Below are 24,861 nucleotides of genomic sequence, written 5' to 3'. Positions count from 1 at the left end.
GCGGGGTTCTTTCTCTTTTTTAATGCAAGTCGCTTTGATTTTTGGTGGCGTACGAGGCCAAATAGTCCGCCTTGACTTTTCTAACCGCCGCGCCGTACGGCAAATTGTCGTTTTGAAGCTTGGCGCAGCTCTCCAGCATTTCGTCGTCGCTAACGCTGGCGACCGGCCGGTAATGTTCCGGATTGATTTCCACGAGTTTGAAACGCCCCAGGTCATGCAGCTCGTCGGGAAACACGTAAGCGGCGCTTTGCGTCGAGAAAAAGTAAACAAATTGTTTTTCCTTGTAGCCAAGCTCCAAAACCGTACCCGGCGGATATTGATAAAAAATCCGGCTCGGGTCGATTGGATAGCGCTTCTTCGGCTTTGGCTTGGCTGCCGGCGCCGGAGCGGTTTCCGGCTTTAAATAGCCACGAATCGCGTCGATGTCCTTTTTAGGTAAAATCGCGTACAAGGCGAGGTCCTGCACCGCCAAAAACGCGTAAGACGCCAAGTCCATCCACCATGTTTGAGGCGGAATCGAAACCGGGCACGAAAGCGATCCCCGGCTATGTTCCCGCAGCAGGCGGACTTTCGCCTTGTTGTTGTGAAGCGACTCTACAAAACCGATCCGGCCGTCTTTCAAAAAGACGACGTCGCTTTCCTTGATCGGCACCGGCAAGCCAAACGAATGATACGAGCAATACATGTGGCGACTTTTTTGACAGGCGATTCGCCGTTCGATGGCGCCCTCCCAGCGAGGATCCAGCCGTCCCCACGGATAAAAGACGTTTTCAGCGGGCACATACACGCTTGGCACAAACAAGAAGCACGAGCTTTTGATTTCGCTCTGGCCGGTTTCCCGCAAATTGTACATGAGCTTTTCATCGTAGGCGTAGCGCTGATGCGAAGTCGTCATCGGGTACCCCCAAAACCCGTTTTCGCCCTTTTTCATCACCAAATACGGCCGGACATCGTGCCCGGGCTTAATGCGCAGACGGTCTTGCGCTGACACCGGCATTTGACAATACAAAATATCGCGTACCGAGCAGTTGGCAAAGTCGTCGACGATGGCCGGCTGCTCGTCTTCCAATCCATCCGGATCAATGGAAATTTCCGGCGCGGGTGTCCACCGCTCTAAAAAATGAATGAGTTTTTGAATCCATGTTCCCATAGTCAGCCCCTTTCTCCTGATATATATAATATTATAGATGTTTCAAATAAATGTCTACGACAAGGCGAATAAAAGATATAAAAAAAGCCCGGTTTCCCGGACTAAGACTCCATATTGGAGTATCCCATTAAAAACTGGTCGATTTCCTTGGCGCATTCCAGTCCTTCATGAATCGCCCACACAACCAGGGACTGGCCCCGACGGGCGTCGCCGGCCGCGAACAGCTTGTCATCCGCCTGACAGCGGTAGCGCCACGGCAGCGTCTTGATCGTGTTGCGTGGCGTCGTTTCCAGTCCGGCCGCCTCCTTGAGCGAATCCTCGATTCCGACAAATCCGGCTGCCACCAGCAAAAGATCGCAAGGAAGGATTGCTTCCGTGCCTTCGATCTTTTCCGGGCCATGGCTTGTCATGCGCACCTGGCACGTGTGAACGGCCTTGATCGCGCCCTCGTCCGTATCCAGCGATTCAATCGTCGTCTGGTAGACGCGCGGATCGCCACCGCACACCTCGATCGCCTCGATCTGGCCGTAGTCGGTCTTTTTGACCTTGGGCCATTCCGGCCACGGATTGGACTCCAGCCGGGTTTCCGGGGGCTCCGGCATCATTTCCAGCTGCGTGATTTTCGTGCACCCAAGCCGGATCGCCGTGGCGCAGCAGTCGTTGCCCGTGTCCCCGCCACCGACAATCACGACATGGCATTCACGCAAGTCGGGCAGGGGAGCGCCGGCTTGCAGGCGCCGCGTCGTGGCGGAAAGAAAGTCCACCGCGTACGCGACACCATGAATATCGTCCTCGAAGCCGGCCACCGGCCGCGGCTTTTTCGCGCCCGCGCACACCGCGATGGCGTCGTAGCGCTCTTTTAGCTGGTCGAACGACACGTCGCGCCCGACGCTTGTGTTCATCTCAAACGTCACGCCTTCTTCTTTCATCAGTTCGACGCGCCGCTGGATGACACGCTTATCCAGCTTCATGTTCGGAATGCCATACATGAGCAATCCGCCCGCTTCTTCCTCGCGCTCCAGCACACAAACGAGATGGCCGCGCTGATTGAGGGCGTTGGCCAAAGCCAGACCGCTCGGACCGGCTCCGATCACGGCGACGCGTTTGCCCGAGCGAACCGCGGGCTTGCGCGGCTTCATCAGTCCTTGCTCGAACGCGGACTCGATGATGAATTTCTCGTTGTCGTGCACGCACACCGGTTCGCCATCCAAGCCATTGATGCACGCTTTTTCGCACAGCGCCGGACAAACCCGGCCGGTAAATTCCGGAAAGGGATTGGTCTTGAGCAAGCGGTTGAGCGCGTATGCGATATTGCCCTGGTAAATCTCGTCGTTCCATTCCGGAATCAAGTTGTGCAAAGGACAGCCCGTCACCATGCCTTTGAGCTCGATGGCCGATTGGCAAAACGGAACGCCGCAGTTCATGCAGCGGGCCGCCTGTTCCTTTCGTGTGGTTTCGCTTTGCGTTTCGTACAGCTCCTCAAAGTCTTTGATGCGCGCCTGTACGGGACGATGCGGATTTTCCGCGCGTCCATATTGTAAAAAACCAGTCGATTTTCCCATAGTGCCTCCTTATGCGTGAATTGAAGCGAACGCTTTCAGCTCGGCTTCGTCGTGTGTGAACCCAAAATCTTCCAAACGCTTGATTTCGGCTTTGATCGCCTTGAAATCCCGCGGAATGATTTTCTTGAAATGAACGAGCGCCTCGTCAAAGTGCGCAAGCAACGCGCCAGCCTTCGCGGACCCGGTCGCCTCCACGTGCGAGCGCAGCAGGCGGGCGATCGTTTCGATATCTTGTTTGTGCTCGACCGTTTCCAGCTCGACCAGCTCGTCGTTGAGCCGCTCGTACAAGTCGTGCTCCTCGTCGTAAATGTACGCGACACCGCCCGACATGCCGGCCGCCACGTTTTTTCCCGTCCGGCCAAGAATGAGCGCGACACCGCCGGTCATGTATTCGAGCGCGTGGTCGCCACAGCCTTCCACGACCGCGATCGCGCCCGAGTTGCGCACGCAAAACCGTTCGCCGGCTTTGCCGTTGATGAACGCCGCGCCGCTGGTCGCGCCATACAGCGCCACGTTGCCGATAATGACATTGTCTTCCGCCTTGAACGCCGCGTCTTCCTCGACGGCGACGATTAGCTTGCCGCCCGACAAGCCTTTGCCAACGTAGTCGTTCGCCTCGCCCCGCAAATCAAACGTGATGCCTTTGGGAAGAAAGGCGCCAAACGACTGGCCGCCCACGCCGCGCAGCCGCAAGACGAACGTGTCGTCTTCCAGCGTGTTTTGGTATTGACGGGTGACTTGCGCGCCAAACTGGGTGCCAAACGCGCGATCGAGCGAGCGAATCGCGAACGACGCCTCGTGCGGCTTCGCCTTCTTCTTCATAAATGGAGCGAAAGCAGGCAGCACTTGCGTCTGGTCGATTGTCGATTCCAGCTCGAAATCGTAAGGATCCTTGGTCGCGTCAGCCAGCGGCAGGGGATCGCCAAGCATTTGCTCGAGCCGTTCGATATGGTGGTCGCGACGATCCGTTGGCCGGATTCGCAAGCATTCGCTGTGGCCGACCATTTCGTCCACCGTTCGAAAACCGAGCGCCGCCATGATTTCCCGCAGCTCCTGCGCCACGTATTCCATAAAGTGGATGACATATTCCGGCTTTCCCTTGAACCGCTTGCGCAGCGTCGTGTTTTGCGTCGCGATGCCAAATGGACACGTATCCAAATTGCACACGCGCATCATCCGGCATCCCATCGTGACAAGCGGCGCGCTCGCGAAACCAAATTCCTCGGCTCCCAGCAAGGCGGCGACCGCCACGTCGCGCCCGGTCATCAGCTTGCCATCCGTTTCCACGAAAACGCGGTTTCGTAAATGGTTTTCGACCAGCGCGCGATGGGTTTCGATGACGCCAAGCTCCCAAGGAAGCCCCGCGTGGTGGATCGAGCTTTGCGGAGCCGCCCCCGTTCCGCCGTCGTGGCCGGAAACGAGAATGACCTGGGCGCCCGCTTTCGCCACGCCGCAGGCGATCGTGCCCACACCCGCTTCCGAAACGAGTTTCACGGAAATGCGCGCGTCGTCATTGGCGCATTTCAAATCATAAATGAGCTGCGCCAAGTCCTCGATCGAGTAAATGTCGTGGTGCGGCGGCGGAGAAATCAAGGTGACACCTGGCGTGGAGCAGCGCGTTTTCGCGATCCACGGATACACCTTGTTGCCTGGCAAATGGCCGCCTTCGCCCGGCTTGGCGCCTTGCGCCATTTTGATTTGGATTTCCTTAGCCGAGACGAGGTATTCGCTCGTCACGCCAAATCGCCCGGAAGCGACTTGCTTGATGGCGCTGTTGCGCAAGGTGCCAAAGCGTTGCGGCTCTTCGCCGCCCTCGCCGGAGTTGGACTTGCCGCCAATCGTGTTCATCGCGATCGCCATGCACTCGTGGGCTTCTTGCGAAATCGAGCCATACGACATCGCGCCCGTTTTGAAGCGGCGGACGATGGAGGCGACGCTTTCGACTTCGTCGATTGCGACCGGCTCGCGGCTCGACTGGAATTCCATGCACGAGCGCAGCGTGTGCGGGTGGTGCTCGGCGTGCAGCCGTTCGCTGTATTGCTTGAACACGTCATAGTCGCCTTCCTGGCACGCTTTTTGCAGCAGGACGATCGTTTTCGGGTCGTACAAATGGTCTTCCTTGTCTTTGCCGCTACGTAGCTTGTGGAAGCCGATCGAATCCAGCGACGTGTCCACGCCAAGACGCAAAGGATCGAACGCTTTGTCGTGGTGGACGAGCACGTCGTGTTCGATTTCGGCCAGCGTGATGCCGCCAATGCGCGACACTGTGTTCGTGAAATACGTGTCGATGACGTCCTGGTGGATGCCGATGGCTTCAAAGATTTGCGCACCCTGGTACGACTGGAGCGTGGAAATGCCCATTTTAGACGCGATTTTGACGATACCGCCTAAAATCGCCTCGTTGTAGTCGGCGATGGCGCGGCTTGGCTCTTTGTCCAAAATGTCGAGGCTGATCATTTCCTGGATGCACTCATGCGCCAAATAAGGATGGATGGCGCTGGCCCCATAGCCAAGCAGGCACGCGAAGTCGTGCACGCGTTTGGGTTCGCCGCTTTCCACAATGAGCGAGACGGCGGTTTTTTTCTTCGTCCGGATCAAGTGCTGCTCCAGCGCCGAGACAGCGAGCAGACAAGGAATGGCGACATGGCTTTCGTCGACGCCGCGATCGGACAAGATCAAGATGTTGGCGCCGTTGCGATACGCCCGATCCGCTTCGACAAACAAATGGTCGATGGCGTCTTTGAGCGGCATGCCCCGGTAAAACAACGTCGATAAAATGTGCGGATGGAACCCGTCCCGGTCGAGATTTTTGATTTTATCCATGTCTTGCGCGTCCAAAATCGGATGCTCGATTTCCAAAACGCGGCAGTTTTTGCCGGTGTCGTGAAGCAGGTTGCCATCCGAGCCAATGTACACGGTCGTGTCGGTGACGACTTGTTCGCGCAGCGAGTCGATGGGCGGATTCGTAACCTGGGCAAAGAGCTGCTTGAAATATTGAAACAGCGGCGGATTGCGTTTGGAAAACGGCGCGATCGGAATGTCCGTTCCCATGCTGGCGATCGGCTCCTTGTGCGTTTTGGCCATTGGCAAGATTTGTTCTTTCATGTCCTCGTACGTGTAGCCGAAAAACTTGTACAACGCGTCGCGCTGCGCCTGGGTGTGCAGACGCGTCTTTTTGTCGGGCGCGCGCAAATCTTTCAAATGGACTAAATACTGGTGGAGCCATTCGCCGTACGGATGCTCGCTGGCGTAGCGTGCTTTGAGATCCTCGTCTTGGATCAGGCCTTCGCCTTTGGTGTCGATCACCAGCATGCGGCCAGGCTCGAGCCGCGATTTTTCAACGATTTGATCGGCTGGCAAATCCAGAACGCCCGTTTCGGAAGAGAGGACAAGCAATCCGTCTTTCGTGATGCAGTAGCGGGCCGGCCGCAGTCCGTTGCGGTCAAGCTGGGCGCCGACAATATCGCCATCCGAGAACACGATGGCGGCCGGGCCGTCCCATGGTTCCATCATCGTGGCAAAGTAGTGGTAGAAGTCGGTTTTCGCCTGGCTCATTTTCGTGTGCTTGAAAGGCTCCGGAATCGTGATCATGAGCGCTTTGACCAGGTCCATGCCGTTCATCATGAAAAACTCCAGCGTGTTGTCCAGCCGCGCGGAATCCGAGCCTGTCACGTCCATGACGGGTAAAACTTCCTGATAGGCGGACTCGATGAGAGCCGAATGCATGCTTTCCTCGCGGGCCAGCATGCGGTTTTCGTTGCCCTGGATCGTGTTGATTTCGCCGTTGTGGGCGATGAGGCGGTTAGGATGGGCGCGCTGCCACGATGGCGTGGTGTTGGTCGAGAAGCGCGAGTGGACGATCGCGATCGCGCTTTGATAGCGCTCGTCTTGCAAGTCAAAGTAAAACTGGCGCAGCTGGTCGACTAAAAACATTCCTTTGTAAACGATCGTGCGCGACGAAAGCGAGGCGACGTACGTGTCTTTGGCGCACTTTTCAAACTCGCGCCGAATCAAGTAGAGCAGGCGGTCGAAATCCAGTCCGGGCTGGACGCTTTCGGGCCGTTTGACAAAGCCTTGCACGATGGCGGGCATGCAGTCGAGCGCCGCCTGTCCGAGAATGGACGGATCGCACGGCACGTCGCGCCAGCCGATCCATTCGGCCCCCTTTTTGGCGACGATCGTTTCGAACAGCTTCATCGCCTGGTTTCGCTTGAGGCTGTCTTGCGGAAAAAAGAACATCCCCACGCCATAGTCGCCGGCTTGTCCGAGCGCGAAAGGCAGCGTTGAGAAGAAGGAATCCGAAATTTGCAGCAGGATGCCGACGCCGTCGCCGACGGTGCCGCAGGCGTCCTTGCCGGCCCGGTGCTCGAGCTTTTCGACGATTTGCAGCGCCTGGTCGACGACCTGGTGGCTTTTTTGCCCGTTGATTTGGACGACGGCTCCAATTCCGCAGGCGTCGTGTTCGTTCATGGTAAATCGCATAGTGTTCCTCCTTTGTTTATACGCCGCTGTCCCCGTAGTTGGACAAGTAGCGGGCGGATGGATCGCTGACTTGGCAGCCTTCCCATGTCTGGTTTGGCAGCCAGAAGTCCTTGACCATCCGGCTTTGGCCCGGATAGTGCTTTTCGAACAGCTCCCGGTACAACAGCGCCTCTTTCGTGTATGGCGTGGCGTGGGTGTAGCGCTTCGCTTTTTGCTCGAACGCCTCGTCGGTATACAAAGCGTTGGCGTAGCGCTTGATGGTGTCGGTCATCGAATGGCCGACCGCGTCCGAAAACGCCGCTTTTTCCCGCATCAGGATCGAATAGGGAAGCAGGTTGTCGGCCGCGAACGCGTGGCGCAGCAAGTATTTGCCTTTGCCGTACGTGTTCAGCTTGCGGGCCGGGTCGATGTGCATGACGTAGTCGACAAATTTCAAGTCGCCAAACGGAACGCGCGCCTCCATCGAGTGCGAGGCGATGCAGCGGTCGGCCCGCAGCACGTCGTACATGTAGATTTCGCGCATCCGTTTTTCGGCTTCGGCCTGGAACGCTTCGGCGCTTGGCGCGAAGTCCGTGTATTTGTAGCCGAACATCTCGTCGGAAATCTCGCCAGTCAGCAAAACGCGCACATCGCTTGTTTGGCGTATGGCTTTGCACAACAAATACATGCCGACGCTGGCGCGGATCGTGGTGATGTCGTAGGTGCCCAAAGCGGCGACGATTTCGTCGAGGCTGTCGAGTACGTCGTGGTCGTCGATGACGATTTCGTGGTGGTCGCTGCCGATGTAGTCGGCGACTTCCCTGGCGTATTTCAAGTCGATGGCATCCGCGCTCATGCCAATGGCGTATGTGCGAATCGGCTTGTCGCTTTCGCGCTGGGCGATGGCGCACACGAGCGAGGAGTCCAGCCCGCCCGAAAGCAGGTAGCCGACCGGGGCGTCGGCATCGAGGCGCTTTTTGACGCCTTCGATGAGCAAGTCGTGAATGGACGTGGCGATTTGCTCCATGTCGTCGTCATGGTACGAGCGAATGTCGCTGACGTCGGCGTACTTCACGAAGTGGTGTCCGATGCAGTAGTAGCCCGGCGGGAAGGGGAGCACGGGATCGACGAGGCCGACGAGGTTTTTCGCTTCCGAGGCGAAATAGAGGAAGCCTTCTTTGTCGTAGCCGTAAAAGAGCGGCCGGATGCCGATTGGATCCCTGGCGGCGACAAGCTGCTTGGATCGGGCGTCGTACAAGACGCAGGCGAACTCGGCGTCGAGTCGTTTAAACATCTCGCATCCATATTCCTCGTAAAGCGGCAGCAGGATTTCGCAATCCGAATCGGATTGGAACGTGTAGCCTTTGGCTTCGAGTTCTTCTTTGATCGGGCGGAATCCGTAAATTTCGCCGTTGCATACGACCATGGAACCGTTCGGGGCGTGAAAAGGCTGCATGCCTTCGTCGTGCAGGCCCATGATAGCGAGGCGCTGAAAGCCAAGCCAGCCTGATTCAAACGGTTCGATGCGCTGGTCGTCGGGACCGCGAGTCGTTGTTTTTTCCAGCGCTTTGGCAATGCGGCTTTCGCCAAGTTTGTAGTTTGTGGTTCCAAATATCGTACACATACGTTTACCTCCTGAAAAGTACACCGACAGTTTCCTGTCGGTGGTTGACTTGCATTTTGTTTTTAGATGATGCCGAACAACAGTTTTCCGTACGTCGGGAACGGCCAGAGTTCGGTGTCGGTCAGCATTTCAAGCTGGTCGCATGGCGCCCGCAAGCTGTCCATGGCGGGAATGATGACATCGCGTACAAACGCGGCGGCCAGTTCGAAATCGTCGATTTGGTGCAGCTCGGCGACTTTGACTTCCAGTGCTTTGAGTGCCGCGAACGCTTGCTCCATCGCGGTCGAGATAGCTTCAAGCGTGCCCGTTTCGTAGCTGGATGGCAAGGTTTCCAGCACGGCTCGTTTCAATACGATCGTGTCGGCCAGCTCTTTTTCGAATCGGACGATGGAAGGCAAAATTTGTTTTTTGGCCATGTCGATCATCGTCAGCGCCTCGATGTTGAGCACTTTGGTGTACTCTTCCATCATGATTTCGTAGCGGGAAACGATTTCGTCGCGCCTGAGGACGCCTTGGCGCTCGAACAGGGCGATGTTTTCCGGCAGGATGCTGTACGGCAGGGCGTCGACAGTCGTTTTTAAATTGAGCAGGCCGCGTCGCTTGGCTTCCTCGACCCACGCGTCGTCATAGCCGTTGCCGTTGAAGACGATGCGCTTGTGCTGCTTGAGCGTGCGCTGGATGAGCGCGTGGAGCGCGCTTTCGAAATCGTCGGCGTTTTCCAGCTCGTTGGCAAAGTCGCACAACACGTCCGCGATGACGGTGTTGAGCATGATGTTTGGCTGGGCGACGGAGAGGGCGCTGCCCGGCATGCGGAACTCGAATTTGTTGCCGGTGAAGGCGAACGGCGAAGTCCGGTTGCGGTCGGTCGTGTCCTTTGTGAATTTTGGCAGCACGTCGGCGCCGATTTTCATAAGTTCCTTGCCGACGCCATCGTACGTCGTGTCGTTTTCAATGGATTCGAGCACGGCGGTCAGCTCGTCGCCTAAAAAGATCGAGATAATGGCCGGAGGCGCTTCGTTGGCGCCCAGGCGATGGTCGTTGCCGGCGGTCGCCACGGCGAGGCGCAGCAAATCCTGGTGCTCGTCGACGGCTTTGATGATGGCCGTCAAACACAAGAGGAACTGGGCGTTTTCATACGGCGTGTCGCCGGGTTCGAGCAAATTGACGCCGGTGTCGGTGGAAATCGACCAGTTGTTGTGCTTGCCCGATCCGTTGATGCCGTCGAACGGTTTTTCATGCAGCAGGGCGACGAGGTCGTGCTTTTTGGCGACGCGCTGGATGATTTCCATCGTGAGCTGGTTGTGGTCGACCGCGATGTTCGTCGTCGAGAAGACCGGGGCGAGCTCGTGCTGGGCCGGGGCGACTTCGTTGTGTTCCGTTTTGGCGCTAATGCCAAGCTTCCACAACTCCTCGTTGAGCTCGTTCATGAATTTTTGGACGCGGGACTTAATGGTGCCGAAATAGTGGTCTTCCATTTCCTGGTTTTTCGGGGCCGGGGCGCCAAACAAGGTGCGGCCGGTGTAAATCAAGTCTTTGCGTTGCTCAAAGTATTGCTTGTCGACGAGGAAGTATTCCTGCTCGGGACCGAGCGTCGTTTTGACGGAGCGGACGTCCTCGTTGCCGAAAAGCTTGAGCACGCGCAGCGCCTGCCTGCTGATGGCCTCCATCGAGCGAAGCAGCGGCGTTTTTTTGTCGAGCGCGAATCCGGTATAGGAACAAAAGGCGGTCGGAATGCACAGGACGCCGTTTTTGATGAACGCGTAGCTTGTCGGATCCCACGCCGTGTAGCCGCGGGCTTCAAACGTGGCGCGAAGGCCGCCGTTTGGAAAGCTGGACGCGTCGGGTTCGCCTTTGATGAGTTCTTTGCCGGAAAATTCCATGATGACCGTTCCATCGTCCTGGGGATTGATGAAGCTGTCGTGTTTTTCGGCGGTGACGCCGGTCATTGGCTGGAACCAGTGCGTAAAGTGGGTGGCGCCTTTTTCAATCGCCCAAACTTTCATCGCGTGGGCGACGGCGTTGGCGATTTTGATGTTGAGCGGTTTGCCGTCCTGAATGGTTTTTTCCAGTTCCTTGAACGTTTCTTTCGGGAGCCGCTGGCGCATCGTTTGTTCGTTAAATACGTTGGTGCCGTACATTTCTGTGACCTTATCCATATTGATTCTCCTTCTTGATAAAAAAACGGCAAAAGCGGGTAGAGTCATCCCATTGGGAATGCTTTACGACGCCTTTGCCGTTGACATGCCCTTATTATAGCGGTTCACCGAAAGATGTCAACCATTTTCTGAAAATTATTTCATTTGTTTCAGAAAATAGATAAAAGCTTTCAAAGACGAATCAAACACTTTGGAAACCGATGAAATGAATTTTTTTGTTTTCATTTTTTACATAGCTCTTTATAATGAAGAGGATTGGAGATTATGATGACAACAATAGAAGAATTACTGCATTTTATTGAAGAGGAGGATGTCCGGTTTATCCGGCTGGCGTTTTTTGACGTGTTTGGCATTCAAAAGAATATTTCGATTTTGCCGGATCTTTTGCCCAAGGCGCTGAAGCATGGCATCGCGATCGACGCGAACGCGATTTTTGGCTTGTCTTCGTTGAAAGACGCGACGCTTTATGTCAAACCCGATATTTCGACGTTGACGATTTTGCCGTGGCGCTCGATTGATGGCAGCGTGGTGTGCATGGTGGGCAATTTGTACGACGCCCATGGCGAGCCGTACGCGCTCGACTGCCGGAAAATGCTCAAGGACGCGTTGCGGGCGGCAGCCGGGATGGATGTGTTGTTCAATATTTCGACGCAATTTGAATTTTACTTGTTTTTGCAGGACGAGGTGGGCAACAACACGTGGCGGCCGTTGGATTACGCGGGATACATGGATGTCGCGCCGGAGGACAAGGGCGAAAACGTGCGGCGCGAAATTTGCATGACGCTGGCGACGATGGGATTGCAGCCCCGTTCCTCCTATCACCAGGCGGGGCCGGGCCAAAACGAGATCGACTTTCACTCTTCGACGCCGTTGAAGGCGGCTGACGAGGCGTCGATGTTCAAATGGGTCGTGCGGACGGTGGCGGACGCAAACGGCTTGCATGCGGAGTTTTCGCCAAAGCCGCTGGAGGACAAGCCGGGCAACGGGATGCATATTAAGATGAAATTCGCGAAAACGATGCCGCGACATCAGATCGAACACTTTCTGGCGGGGATTTTGGCGCATATCGACGCGTTGACGTTGTTTTTGAACCCGGTTGAGGCGTCGTACGCGCGGCTGGGAAAACAAAACGCGCCGGATCAAATCGCCTGGTCGGTGGCGCATGCGCATGAGCTCATTCACGTCGATCCGAAAAACGACCATATTTTCGAGCTGCGCTCGCCGGATCCGTTGTGCGATCCGTACTTGTGCTTCAGCTTGCTGATCCGGGCGGGGCTGGATGGAATCGAAAACGAGATTCCGCTGGAAAAGCCTTTGGATATCGTTTGCGACTTGACGACGATCAAACGGCTTCCGTCCACGAAAGAGGAAGCTTATAATCGAACGGTACAGGACGAGTGGCTGCGCCAGTGGCTTCCGGAACGACTGATCGCCTTATACCGGTGAGGATGGTATGAAGGAGCGGAAAAAGGTTCTCGTCATCGCGGAAAAGAAAAGCGGCGCGCTTTACAAGGAGTTGTTTCCGGCTTCGTTGTATGGGGCGTGCGTGTTTGCCGAAAACGCGGTGGAAGCCAAGCACCGGCTGAGCCGGGAGCGCTTTGACCTCGTGCTGGCGCCCAAGCTGGCGCAGCCCAAGCAAGCCCATGAAATCGCGGTGGTTTACGACACGTACGTCCTCTTGTTCGTCAAGCCGCAGGCGTATGATCAAGTGGCGTACCAGATGCGGGAGGCGAAAGTGTTTGTGCTGTCGACGCCGGTTTCCAAGATGGTGGTCGCGCAAGTGCTTGCGATGCTGGAGCGGTTCATGGACCAGACGGCTCGTCTGGAGCAAAAGGTGGCGCGCGCCCAAAAGAAGCTGGTGGAGATCAAGACGATCGACCGCTGCAAAATGGAGTTGATGCACACGTTCCAGTGGAGCGAGGCGAAAGCGCACCGGTACATTGAAAAAAGCGCGATGGACACGGGGGCGACGCGGGCGCAAATCGCCGACCAGCTGCTGGCGCGCATGGATATGAAAAGGAGTGGTGAGGCTTGAAGCGCGAAAAGACCAACGCGATGCGGATCCTGGAAAAAAACGGGATCGAATACATAGAGCACGCGTACGAGCATAAAAAGAATGATCCGGTTGACGGGGTGGCGGTGGCCGAGAAAATCGGCGAGCCTGTCGAGCGGGTGTTTAAAACGCTTGTGACGCAAGCCAACACGAAGGAGTATTTCGTGTTTATGATTCCTGTCGACAAGGAGCTGGATTTGAAAAAGTGCGCGAAAGCAGCCGGCGTCAAACACGTCGAGATGCTTCCGTTGAAAGACTTGACAAAGACGACAGGCTATATTCGGGGCGGCTGTTCGCCGCTGGGCATGAAAAAAGAGTTGAAGACCTTCGCCCAGGAAGAGGCCGTTTTGTACGATACGATCTTTTTTTCGGGCGGGAAAATCGGGCTGCAAATCGAGGCGAACGCGAACGATTTGGAAAAAGTGCTCGACATTGCATTTCACGATTTGATCCGGAGTTAAAAAATAATAGAAAAATCGCGATACCACGATTTATTTTCTACTGTGGGACGGAAATATATTATAATTCCACCCGCAGTTTTTCTTTTTTTATTGTTGTCAAATAAACCTAACAGGTTTGTTTTTTCGGCTGATTTGGTATAATCGGTATCAAAAGTGGAAAAGTTGGCAATAGTTATAACATAATGATGTATTAGGGGTGGAAGTTTTTTTGAAAGCGTCTACAATGAGGATGAACAAAGAACTCGATCCGTGTATCGTGTGTTTTGGCAGAAGGTTTGAAAGGGAATTGGAAGGAAGGCAATCAAACGAAAGAAGCGAAACACCGGTTCGGCAGTTTCGCTTTTTGGGGTTCCAAAATCGAAACGCGCAACGGAGAAGTCGTTCGATGTGGATTTTTGCTTTACCCCTCACTTCAGTTGAATAAGCATCACCCTCGGAACGACACTGTCTTTCCGAGTTTTTTTTTACGAAAGGAATTTTTATGAATCAGAAATCTCATGTACATGTGGCAAATCGGATTCGTATTTGGTTTGCCTGGATTCTTGCGCTCTTGTTGTGGATCCAGGGAACATCGTTTCCTGTGCGGGCCGAGGAGCCACCGTCCTCCTCTTATTCTTTTGAAAATACGATTCTTTCTGTTTCCTGGAAAGTGCGCCCGGAGTGGAATTCGGAATTTCAGTCGATTGATTCGGCGAAACCAATCGAGATCAAACCGAATGACACTTATCAACTTACCATCAAATATGAGCTTCCGCAAGGGACGCTAACTGCGGAGAGTCCATCCTGCTCGTATCAGCTTCCTTCGCAACTGACTTTTTCAAGTCCGGTTTCTGGCACCATCCAAAATGGAGGCACGGCAGTGGGCACGTATTCTATCGACACGTCAGGGCAGGTTGTCCTGCAATTTTATGAAAAACTCGTTTCTGAAAACGTCGATGGAAAGGTTTATGGCGATCTGCAATTTGACATCAAAGGAAAGGAGATCGTTCTTGACAATTCAACAGAAACCGTGATTCGATTCAACAATTCCAATCAATTTACTTTGACCGGACCAGCTCTTGATCCCGAGCCGGAAAAAGGAAGCCTTCAAGTCCAAAAAACCGGAGAGAAAAAAGAAGGCAGAACGATGAGCTACACCATCACGGTAACGGCAACAGGGGACACAACGGAAGACGTTGTCGTGACGGATGTGTTGAAAAGCGGAAGCGCGACGTATAAGGAAAACTCGCTCGTTGTGAAAAAAAGCGATGGAACATCCGTTTCGCCGGTGGAGCCTTCCTTTCAGGACCAATCGTTTCAGCTGACACTGCCGCCTTTATTGGCGAACGAGTCGTACACGATCACCTACGAGATGGAGGCGGATTCGCTGAAAAACGAAACGAACACGATCAAAAACTATGTGGAAGCGCAAACCACAGACGCGAACAAAACAGGCAGCTGGGGGCCGGATTTGACATTTACGAGCAAGATGCTGGAAAAAACTGGCGTTTTGCAAGCGGATAAAAAAACGATTTTATGGACGGTGACGCTGAACGAGGCGAACGAGGATTTAAACGGCTGGACCCTTCAGGACGAATGGAATCAGATTCCGGTCAAGGAAGTGTCGATCAAGCCATCCGTCGACGGAAATGATAAAATTTCGCTTCCTTACACGTTTTCAAGTACAGATACCACAACGTATACGATTACCTACACGACGCCGGCCGACGTGCTTCTTGGCACGAGTCAGACGTTGAACAAGGTGGTTCTGGAAAACGAAGAAGAAAAAATCGAACAGGAAACCGGCGTGTATGTGCCGGACAGCGAAGACGCTCAGCCGATTCAAAAAGAAGGCGTCGCGCTGAAACCGATTGGACCGAATTTGTACGAAGCCGAATGGATGGTGCGCTTAAACCTCGACTATTCCTCTCTTTCACCGGGATGGACGTATACCGACCGGCTTTCGGGCGATGGAACGTCCTCGTACTCGGCAGAGCAGAAAAAAGCGCTGATGGAGGCGATTGCGAACGCGTTTGGCGTGACCAACAATCAAGTAGAGAACGAAAATGGATTCACATCCGATACCATCGACTTTTCCTGGGTGAAAGAAGAATGGGAAAGCGAAGCGAAAACGTTTCAAATAACCGGAAAAACTTCGCTTCCGCAAGGAACAACGATTAAATTTACGTATTTCTCGACAGTAGAAATAGAAGAGGGGAACCTCTACAACAACGGCGTTTTGAAAGACCGTGGAAAAGAGGCGAACGCTTCGGGCGAGTTGACGGTAAAACCGATTTTAAGAAAAAACGATCCGCTTTCGCCTGGCAGTAGCTGGACCTATCATAGTCGAAAAGAGCTGAAAGACGATATTTTGCGATGGGAAGTCGTTGTAAACATTCCGGAACACCAAACGAAGGCGCTGACGCTTGTCGACACGCTTCCTAATGAAGTGACGTATTCCAACGCTTTTGTCAAAGACAAGGAATTGAAACCGGAGGTGCAGGGAAATACGGTGACGTGGACATTGGATGAGGCGTTTGTTCAAGCCAATCAGGGCAAGACAATCACGTTTGTCGTCGAGGCAAAGCTGGTGGAACAAAACCTGACTTGGCGCAACGACGAGACGACTGATCCAAAAATTCGGCGGATCCATGTCAAAAACCAGGCGGAAATCATTCAAGAGGAAGATCTATTGAAAAAAGTCGAGCAGACGCAAACGATTTGGGAGTCTACCGTTCGAAATCGAATCGAGAAAACGGATCCGAAAGCGTCCGGAAAGGAAACGGCGCATCGGTTCGAAGAACTTGAAAACGGACAGGTAATTTGGAAAATCGCCCAATACATCGAAGAGAATCAAACGAAACCACTGACTGTGCAGGACAGCATTCCCCAAGGATTGCGGTTCGAAGAGGGAAAAGTCCGTTGTGACGGGAAAGAAGTTGATGCTAATTTCACGCTTCAAGAGAACACGTTGTCGCTTGCGCTCGATGAACAATTCATCGTGAAATGGCGTGGAAAGACATTGGAGCTGACGCTTGCCTTTTCCATCAAGGATGATTTTTCGTGGAATGTGGATCCAGACCATCCTAAAAACGCCACGGGCCTCTTTAAAAACGAATGCCAGGTTTTAGAAGAGGGAACCGTCGTCGATACGGACGAGCAAACGCAGACCATTACGAAAAACTTGTTTGAAAACGCCTTGAAAAAAACAGGAAACTACGATTCTTCGACGGGTGTATTGTCGTATACCGTCGTGATCAATCCGGATGGAAAAACATTTGGAGGCGAGGATGGCTTGATTCATTTGCACGACCGGCTTAAATACCACTACAAAGGCGATTACGATTCGTATCGGGTATACTTTATGCCGGAGAAAACCGTGTTGTATGAAGTGGCAGGCGACGGAGAGAAAAAGGAGATTGACCGTAAAGACTGGCATCTTCGCTATAAAATCGGTCCCGAACAGTGGAATCCGGACATGCAGCAAATTGATTTGGATTTGGATGTGCCGGATGGCAAATCGCTTGAACTGACGTATTGCTATCAGGTTTGGGGACGAAAGACGCTAGAACAAAGCATTGGCAATTCGATTGAATTGACGGTAAACGACAAGTCGTATGCCGAATCAAGCACGTCGGTGGCCGCCAAGACAATCACATCCAGCGCGAACGCGGGCACTCGTTATGTGACGTTGCGAAAAGTGGATGAACAAGATATCAACGTTTTTCTGCCAGGCGCTAAGTTTGATTTGTACCGCTATGACAAGGAAAAAAATGACTATGTAAAAGAAGACAACAAGTCGGCGCAAGTCAGCAACGCGAACGGAACCATACAATTCAATGATTTGGCTTTCAACACCGCGTACTACTTAAAGGAAATCGAAGCGCCATCCGGCTATTTGCTGGACGAAACACCATTTTACTTTTATATCGTCGGTACGGACACGTCAAGCACAACGTTCATGCCCGATGGATTTGAAACCGATCCCAACACTCACACCTACATGAACCAGTCCAACTTGTATATCACGAACAAAGCGAACACGACCTCATTGACGGTACGCAAGAAATGGCTGGACGCGCAAGGTGTGGAATTGAGCGGTCCTACCCGGGAGGCGGAGGTGGACTTGATTCGGTACACTCACGACGAGCCGCCGGATGATTCGTTTCAATATAGTTTGAATATTAAATCGAGTGGAACTGTTTTACTGGAACAGACGAATGTGCCAGTTAAAAAAGGTTCGGTTCTTGAAATCACATTTGAATTACTAAATGTTAGCTCTGGGGATGGGATTATCCATGACCAAAATTGGAACGGATACTCACCTGTTGAATCTATTTCCGGGATTCCGGGAGAGGAAACCTGGCAGACCTATACTCGTTTTACTTACCGGATTCCGCTTCAGGAAAATAACTTGATTTTAACAGCGGAGAATTGGGGCTTACGATTTCCAAAAGTAACACTCATCGAACCAGAGTTGAATGGAACAGTTATTGAATCTATCCCGCTCAACAACCAAAACGACTATAAAACGACAATCCCTGACTTGATAACCGAAGAAAATATCAACGGAAAAAAAGTTTACTATACATACGACGTGCAGGAACAGCCAATGGCTGGTTTCGATGCCACGTATGAAAAATTGACGACTGAAACGGGGGTTGAAATTGTCGTCACGAACCGGCGGAAGGAAAACGGGGGATTTGTTTTTCCGGAAACCGGCGCGAATAAAAATCAGATCAGTGCATATGTAGGAGGTGTAATGATCGCAAGTCTGATCTGTGTGCGGATATGGAATCGACGAAAATCGAAAGAAAGGTAACAAGAGAACATGAAAAAAAGTTTTAAAAATCGGATGAAGGGAGCACTTGCCCTCGTGTGCTTGCTTTGGGGAATGACAGTTGCCGTTCCGATAAAAGCAACGGAAACTGGGGACACTACGTCAACGGACATTTCGGAAACAGGTACCAAATCAACAGTGAACCTGACAATCCCTGAGAGTTTAAAGGGTCACACATTTGCCGCCTATCAAATCTTTAAGGGTGATGTTTCAAATGGAGTATTATCCAATGTGAAATGGGGCGATGGAGTTGATCGAGATAATTTGATTAGCTCTTTGAGGTCAAAAAGCATCATTTCAACAACCACAACAGATCCCACACCAAAAGAAGTGGCGCAAGCGATTGAAACGTATGTATCTCAAGGTAGTGATGAAACGGAAAAAGAAAGACGTGCCGGAGAAATCGCTCTTCTGATTTCAAAACATTTGAGTGAAACAAGCACAAGTATTGCAGGAACCTCTGTATCTCTGGTTCCCGGGTATTATTTGATCAAAGATGTAACAAAAAATACGACGAATCCGGATTTCACGTGGAATGAATCATTGCTACAATTGACAAGCGATATGAAGATTGAAAGAAAAGCTGAGACGCCAACTGTTAAGAAACAAGTTGGAGAAAACAATGGGGAAAATGGTGCACTAAATTATCAGGATGTGGCGGATTATTCTATTGGAGACGATGTTCCGTTCCAAATCACTTCAACAGTTCCAGAGACTACGCATTATGATGAATACACCTATGAATTTCACGATACGCTAAGTAAAGGGTTGAATCTGAACGAGGATAGTATTGAGGTTTTATTGGATGGTGATAAATTAACGAAAGGGACAGACTATACCATTGTTAACGGTCAAAAAGAAACAAAAGACGGTTGTTCACTGCATGTAAAAATTTCAAACTTAAAAGATCATGGTGGTGAAGAGGTAATAGTAACTTACACAGCCCAACTCAATTCAAACGCTCTTGTTGGAATTGCAAATGGAAACGATACACCAAACACGAACAAAGTCTATCTTGCGTATACCAACCATCCGTATACGGATTCAGACTACGCTGTAACGCCGGAAGATAAGGTTCTGGTACTGACGTACAAATTGTCTGGAACAAAAAAAGATGCGAGTGATAAAAAGACGCCATTGAAAGGAGCGGAATTCTATTTATTGAATACGGATCAAAAGAACCCTTCTTACGCGATGATGGATGCTACATCTCATAAATTTACGGGTTGGACAAAGGATGAAAAATCAGCTTCGAAGCTGATATCAGGAGAAAATGGAGGATTTGAAATCCAAGGATTGGATGCGGGAACATACTACCTAAAGGAAATCAAAGCCCCCGTTGGTTATAATATCATGGAAGGATTGCAATCGGTAGAGGTTATTGCGAATAAATCACGAGTTTATGATTTTGGTGAGGCTACTTCACCGGTTGATTTTAACACAAATTCGAATGATGCGAACGGTGTTAAGAAAACAAGCATTGATCAATCTGGAACGATGAGCGTTGTCGTGGAAAACGGCAAAGGCTTCACAATGCCTTCGACCGGTGCGTTTGGACAAACTCTGATTTACGGTGTCGGCGGTCTTTTGGCGCTAGGCGGCCTTGGCATTCGAATGGCACGGCGCCGTCACGAACAAGACTAAAAAGACGAAACGAAAGCCCGATTGGCTTGACCGGCTCAGCGTCTGGATGCTGCTCGTTGGCATTGGCTTGATTGCCTATCCGACCGCGGCCGACTGGTGGAACTCGATCCATCAGACGCATATGCTGACCGAATACGCGCAAATGGTGGAAGATCTGGACGAGCCGTTCAAGAAGGAAATGGTCGCGCAGGCTCGTTCCTACAACAAGACGCTTTTGACCCGGGAAGATCGCTGGAATTTTTCAGAATCGGAATGGGCGACGTATCTTGACTTGCTGGATCCGGGAAAAACCGGCGTCATGGGATCGGTGTCGATTCCAACTCTAGGTATCACGTACCCGATTTACCACGGGACCGACGAAGGCGTGCTGGCCGTGGCCATCGGACACATGCCCGGCTCCTCGCTGCCTGTCGGCGGCAAGGGGACGCACGCCGTTCTTTCCGGCCATCGCGGATTGCCTTCCGCCCAGCTGTTCACGCATCTGGACCGGGTGAAAAAAGGGGACCGGTTTCAAATTGAAACGATCGACCAGCGGCTTTTGTACGAAGTCGATCAAATCAAAACCGTCCTGCCAGGCGACGAGACCTATGTCGAAATCGACCCGGACGCCGATCTTTGCACGCTGGTGACGTGTACGCCCTTCGAGGTGAACACGCACCGCCTGCTCGTGCGCGGACACCGGATTCCGCTGGACGACAAGCCCGAACCTTACGCCATTCCGTGGCCAAGAATCTTTTTGTGCCTTGGCATGCTGGTCGCGCTCATCGCGCAACTCGTTTCGAGAAGAAAGGAAAAATGATGAAAAAGCTATGGAGCGTGCTTTTGGGCCTTGTATGCGCCCTTGGGATGACAGCATGGTTTCAACCGGTGTGCGCCGCCAGCGACGGAAGCATCGTGCTCCATTTGGAAGATCGCGAAAGTGAAGTCGCTCTGTACGCGGTCCCTGTCGAGCTTCAAAATCTGGAAGTCGACGAACTCGTCGCCGCGCTGCTTGACCAAGGCGTCGAACCCCAAACCGCCGCCATTACGTCGAACACGATCCGTTTTGAACAGCTTGAACCCGGTCTGTATTTGCTGCGGCAAACGCGCCACGCCCCCAACCGGCAGCCGTTCAAGCCGCACCTCGTCCATTTGCAAGCCGATGGCATGCAAGTCGAGGAAACGCCCAAAACCGCGCCCGTCGTGTCGAATCCCGATTTTCCACGATCCAGCCGCCACGACGCCACGCTGCCATACACCGCCCAGCCCCGATGGCTGATCTATGTTTTCGCCATGTTGGGCATTACATGTTTGCTTGGCGGCCGGCTGTTGAGAGAACCGTATGAAAAATAAAACCGCCCGGCATTTGACGCGCCTGGGCTGCCTGTTTATTTTGGCCGCGCTGGCCGTCTGGCTGTTCGAGTGGAACGACAACATGACCAAGGCGGCGCTGGCCAGACAGCAGCTCTCCGCTTTGCGTACGCCATCCGAAAAAAATCCGGCCGACGAGCGTTTTTTCGGCGACCTGCTCATTCCGGCCCTCGAGCTGGAGCTTCCGGTGCTGTCCACCTACTCGCAAGAGGCGATGGACCAGTACCCGTGCCTGTACGCCAACGACGGGGAGCATCTTGTCGTCTGCGCCCACAACGCCGACAGCCATTTCGGCCGCATCGGCCAGTTAGGATTTGGCGATGAAATCACGATCCGCACCTCAAGTGCGTCGTACCGCTATCAAATCGAGAAAGTGGAAGTGCTCGAGCCAACCGAAGTGAAACGCATGGTCGAATCCGACTACGCCCTCACTTTGTTTACGTGCACGCCTTTCGGCGTCCGCCGCGTCGCGGTGAGGGCGGCGCTGTGCGAGGAAAACGTGGATGAAAATAGATGACTGACAGTCATAAATATGAGAGAATAGGAACATGAACAAGTACAGTTGGATGATGGTTTATGCTTTCCTGTTCTCTTTTCTTATGGTCATGATCGGGGTGGCGCTCGAAGCGCCCGCGACCGGTCCGGCCGAAATCGCCTGCACCGACCGGTTTATCGAGTTTAACGGCCTCATCTACAAGCAAGTGCCGTACGATCAAATCCGCTCGATCGAGCTGCTGAGAAACTACGACCTGAAACGAAAAGGGATCCAGGAAGGCGTGGAGTTTGAACACTACTACAATGGAAACGCCGATTTTCAAACGATCGGCCGATGCAGCGCGTATTTGTATTTGACGCACAAAGACTACATCGCGATCGTGACCGCGGACAGCGGTACGATTTTGTTCAACGAGCCAACACCCGAAATCACGACCCAAATGTACGACTACATCAAAAACCGCATCGACGCGGCGTAGAAAAGAGGAAAAAACTATGTGGTATGAATCCAGCGTGTTTTATCAAATTTACCCCCTGGGAGCGTGTGGGGCTCCCTTTGAAAACGATCATAAAAAGACGCATCGGCTAACAAGACTGACCTCGTGGATCCCCGGTCTGAAAAAACTAGGCATCGACTGCGTTTTGCTCAATCCGGTCTTCGAGTCCATCTCCCACGGCTACGACACGACCGACTACACGCAAGTCGACGTCCGTCTGGGCGACAACGACGATTTGCGCGCGTTCGTGCGCGCCTGCCACGACAACGATATCCGCGTCATTTTGGATGGCGTGTTCAACCATGTCGGGCGCGCGTTCGCCCCGTTTGCCGACGTGCTCCAAAACCGCGAAAACTCCCCGTATCTTTCCTGGTTCGACATCGACTTGAACGGAAACAACGAGTACGACGACGGCTTGTCGTATCAAAACTGGGAAGGCAACGCCAATCTTGTCAAACTCAACTTGAACAATCCAGCCGTCGTCGACTATCTATGCTCCATCGTCCAAGACTGGATCGACACATTCGACATTGACGGCTTGCGGCTCGACGTCGCATATTGTCTGGCCCCTGATTTTTTACGCGCCCTCCATACGTTTACCAAGTCGATTCGTCCCGATTTCTTTTTAATGGGCGAAACGCTGCACGGCGACTACAACCAGTGGGTCAACGAGCAAATGCTCGACTCCTGCACGAACTACGAGTGCTACAAAGGGTTGTATTCCAGCTTCAACACCCGCAATTTTTTTGAAATCCTGTATTCGTTTAACCGGCAGTTCGGCAACGAGCAATGGTGCCTTTACCGAGGCAAGCACTTGTTCAACTTTGTCGACAACCACGACGTGGAACGCATCGCCTCCATTTTGAACGTCAAAGCCGACTTGCCCCTCATCTACGCCATGCTCATGACGATGCCGGGCATTCCGTGCTTGTATTACGGCAGCGAGTGGGGAATGGAAGGAAAGAAAAACTGGAACGACACCGCCCTGCGCCCGGCCGTCGAGGCGCTGGAATGGAACGAGCTCACGGACTGGATCCATACGCTGATCGACATCCACCACGCCTTGCGCCCGTTGTACGAAGGGTCGTACCGCCAGGTTGCGTTGACGAACACCGCTTGCGTGTACGCCCGGGAGCTGGATGGCGAAACGGTTTGGACCGCCATCAATCTTGATGACTCGCCAGTTGACCTCGGTGTGGATTTTCAGGCGGAATGCGTCGACTGGCTTGCGGATTCGCAGCCGGTTTTTGTGGACTGGTGCGTCCAAATTCCAGCCAAAGGTGCCATGATCTTGACTAAAAAATCGTGATTTGTGATTTTCGAGAGCAAATTTCGCTCTCTTTTTTGTTTTGTGCAAATATTTTCGTCTAAGTATAGATAAATGCATAAAATTCGTGGAAAATCAACGAATGTGCTTGAAAAGTTCGGTTTCCTCGTGTAAAGTCGGGACTTGTGAAACAAACAGTCCGAAATCAGACTGGAAAACAGGAGGAAACGAACGATGAAACAAACGAAAATATTCGGCTTTGCGGCTGGGATCGCTCTTGGATTCAACGCGTTCGCCCCGGTTTTTGCCGCGGACCAAAACGTAAACAATTCAATGCCGCATTCCCCCATGGCATACTACGAAGCAGCCTACAAAGACGAGACGTCCCTGACGTCGATCGTCGAAGAAGCCTTTCATAAAAACCTAAAACAATACACGTTGAAAGAAACGGAAAACGGATTGTGCTATTTGCTGGATGACGCCATCATCGACATCCAGGGCATCGACCTGGATAAGGAAGGGTATCAAATCGTGAAAATGGCGATGAAAAGCCGCACCGCCAAGGTGGGCGAAAACAAGCCAACCAACACCCTCTCTTCCGAAAAGGAAATCGTCTCGGTAAAAAACGCCGTGATCGACGTCCGCGACGGGCAGGCGCCAACGATCCGCGTTCCCGAAGTCGTGAAAACGACTGAAAACCAAACGCTCGATTTGAACGAGCACATCGAAGCCAGCGACAACAGCGGCCAGGTGGAATTGACAGTCGATGAGTCCATCGACTACGCCAAACCCGGCGAATACACTGTCAACATCGAAGCCAAGGACGCCAGCGGAAACGTAACCAAAAGCGCGATGAAAGTCGTCGTGGAAAAAGACGATTTCTACGACCGCATCGCCCAGGCGGCGCTTTCGCAAGTGGGACGCTACCAGGACTGCACGATGCTTGTCACCAACGCGCTCAAAGCCGTTGGCATCGACTTCCACGGCTGGCCGGAAGAATACGCCCAGCTTGGCAGCTACACCAACAACCCGGTTCCGGGCGATATCATCATTTACAGCGGCCACGTCGCCCTTTACATTGGCGATGGCCAAGCCGTCCATGGCGGATGGCTGGGCAATCAAACCGTTGTCACATCCGTCGAATGCGACAAGCCGCTCATCGGCTACGTCCACGTGGCGCACTAAAACCTGGAAATTCCAGGTTTTTTTTATGAAAAAAAGATATATTATCACACAGTCATTTGCTTGACACAAGGAATATGCCTGCGTGATTGAACAATGTGAATTTATGTGATAAAATAGGATGACTTACAATAATTCGC

At 52.7% G+C, this 24,861-nt stretch carries 16 protein-coding genes; 11 read left to right on the top strand and 5 right to left on the bottom strand.

Annotation, left to right across the window (positions count from 1 at the left end):
• Positions 1–19 precede the first annotated feature (19 nt).
• From ABNS49_RS01225 to ABNS49_RS01205, 5 genes are all read right to left on the bottom strand, one after another.
• Complete coding sequence (locus tag ABNS49_RS01225; RefSeq protein WP_135979293.1) at positions 20–1,150, bottom strand: hypothetical protein; 1,131 nt, start codon at positions 1,148–1,150, stop codon at positions 20–22.
• Between the two features lie 101 nt (positions 1,151–1,251).
• Positions 1,252–2,712: a glutamate synthase subunit beta gene (locus ABNS49_RS01220; protein WP_289108273.1), complete on the bottom strand. Its 1,461-nt coding sequence runs from the start codon at positions 2,710–2,712 to the stop codon at positions 1,252–1,254.
• Between the two features lie 9 nt (positions 2,713–2,721).
• A complete protein-coding gene (gene gltB / locus ABNS49_RS01215) occupies positions 2,722–7,194 on the bottom strand; it encodes a glutamate synthase large subunit (RefSeq protein WP_289108272.1) in 4,473 nt (1,490 codons plus the stop codon).
• Between the two features lie 16 nt (positions 7,195–7,210).
• Entirely contained in the window at positions 7,211–8,797 is a 1,587-nt protein-coding gene (asnB, locus tag ABNS49_RS01210) for an asparagine synthase B (protein ID WP_135979290.1), read from the bottom strand.
• A 62-nt stretch (positions 8,798–8,859) separates the two neighbouring features.
• On the bottom strand, positions 8,860–10,953 hold the full coding sequence (locus ABNS49_RS01205) for a glutamine synthetase III (RefSeq protein WP_348687705.1): 2,094 nt from the start codon (positions 10,951–10,953) through the stop codon (positions 8,860–8,862).
• Positions 10,954–11,217: 264 nt separating this feature from the next.
• On the opposite strand from ABNS49_RS01205, the gene ABNS49_RS01200 reads away from it, so the two are divergent.
• The 11 genes from ABNS49_RS01200 to ABNS49_RS01150 all read left to right on the top strand — a co-directional run bounded on the left by ABNS49_RS01200 (position 11,218) and on the right by ABNS49_RS01150 (position 24,724).
• Positions 11,218–12,399 (top strand): glutamine synthetase family protein, encoded by a 1,182-nt coding sequence (locus ABNS49_RS01200; RefSeq protein ID WP_135979288.1) that lies wholly within the window; start codon positions 11,218–11,220, stop codon positions 12,397–12,399.
• A 7-nt stretch (positions 12,400–12,406) separates the two neighbouring features.
• A complete protein-coding gene (locus ABNS49_RS01195) occupies positions 12,407–12,988 on the top strand; it encodes an ANTAR domain-containing protein (protein WP_135979287.1) in 582 nt (193 codons plus the stop codon).
• Positions 12,985–13,467 carry a Cys-tRNA(Pro) deacylase gene (gene ybaK / locus ABNS49_RS01190; protein ID WP_135979286.1) on the top strand — a complete coding sequence of 161 codons (483 nt, stop codon included), beginning with the start codon at positions 12,985–12,987 and terminating at the stop codon, positions 13,465–13,467. The genes ABNS49_RS01195 and ybaK overlap by 4 nt, the downstream gene beginning before the upstream one ends.
• Positions 13,468–13,972: 505 nt before the next feature.
• Complete coding sequence (locus ABNS49_RS01185) at positions 13,973–18,268, top strand: isopeptide-forming domain-containing fimbrial protein (protein ID WP_168353499.1); 4,296 nt, start codon at positions 13,973–13,975, stop codon at positions 18,266–18,268.
• Positions 18,269–18,277: 9 nt separating this feature from the next.
• Complete coding sequence (locus tag ABNS49_RS01180) at positions 18,278–19,930, top strand: isopeptide-forming domain-containing fimbrial protein (RefSeq protein ID WP_135979284.1); 1,653 nt, start codon at positions 18,278–18,280, stop codon at positions 19,928–19,930.
• Positions 19,890–20,729 carry a class C sortase gene (locus ABNS49_RS01175; protein ID WP_135979283.1) on the top strand — a complete coding sequence of 280 codons (840 nt, stop codon included), beginning with the start codon at positions 19,890–19,892 and terminating at the stop codon, positions 20,727–20,729. Before ABNS49_RS01180 ends, ABNS49_RS01175 begins: the two co-directional genes overlap by 41 nt.
• Positions 20,726–21,262, top strand: a complete 537-nt coding sequence (locus ABNS49_RS01170) for a hypothetical protein (protein ID WP_135979282.1) — start codon at positions 20,726–20,728, stop codon at positions 21,260–21,262. Before ABNS49_RS01175 ends, ABNS49_RS01170 begins: the two co-directional genes overlap by 4 nt.
• A complete protein-coding gene (locus ABNS49_RS01165; protein ID WP_135979281.1) occupies positions 21,252–21,797 on the top strand; it encodes a sortase in 546 nt (181 codons plus the stop codon). Before ABNS49_RS01170 ends, ABNS49_RS01165 begins: the two co-directional genes overlap by 11 nt.
• A gap of 31 nt (positions 21,798–21,828) precedes the next feature.
• Positions 21,829–22,254, top strand: coding sequence for a hypothetical protein (locus tag ABNS49_RS01160; protein ID WP_135979280.1), 426 nt, complete (start codon positions 21,829–21,831; stop codon positions 22,252–22,254).
• A gap of 16 nt (positions 22,255–22,270) precedes the next feature.
• Positions 22,271–23,581 carry an alpha-amylase family glycosyl hydrolase gene (locus ABNS49_RS01155; protein ID WP_135979279.1) on the top strand — a complete coding sequence of 437 codons (1,311 nt, stop codon included), beginning with the start codon at positions 22,271–22,273 and terminating at the stop codon, positions 23,579–23,581.
• Positions 23,582–23,773: 192 nt separating this feature from the next.
• Positions 23,774–24,724 (top strand): NlpC/P60 family protein, encoded by a 951-nt coding sequence (locus ABNS49_RS01150; protein WP_289113683.1) that lies wholly within the window; start codon positions 23,774–23,776, stop codon positions 24,722–24,724.
• Positions 24,725–24,861: the final 137 nt, after the last annotated feature.

This window comes from uncultured Dubosiella sp. (assembly GCF_964018005.1).
Classification (GTDB): domain Bacteria; phylum Bacillota_I; class Bacilli_A; order Erysipelotrichales; family Erysipelotrichaceae; genus Dubosiella; species Dubosiella muris.
The sequence above is the reverse complement of the archived record's forward strand: the minus strand, read 5'-3'. Positions and strand labels throughout refer to the sequence as shown.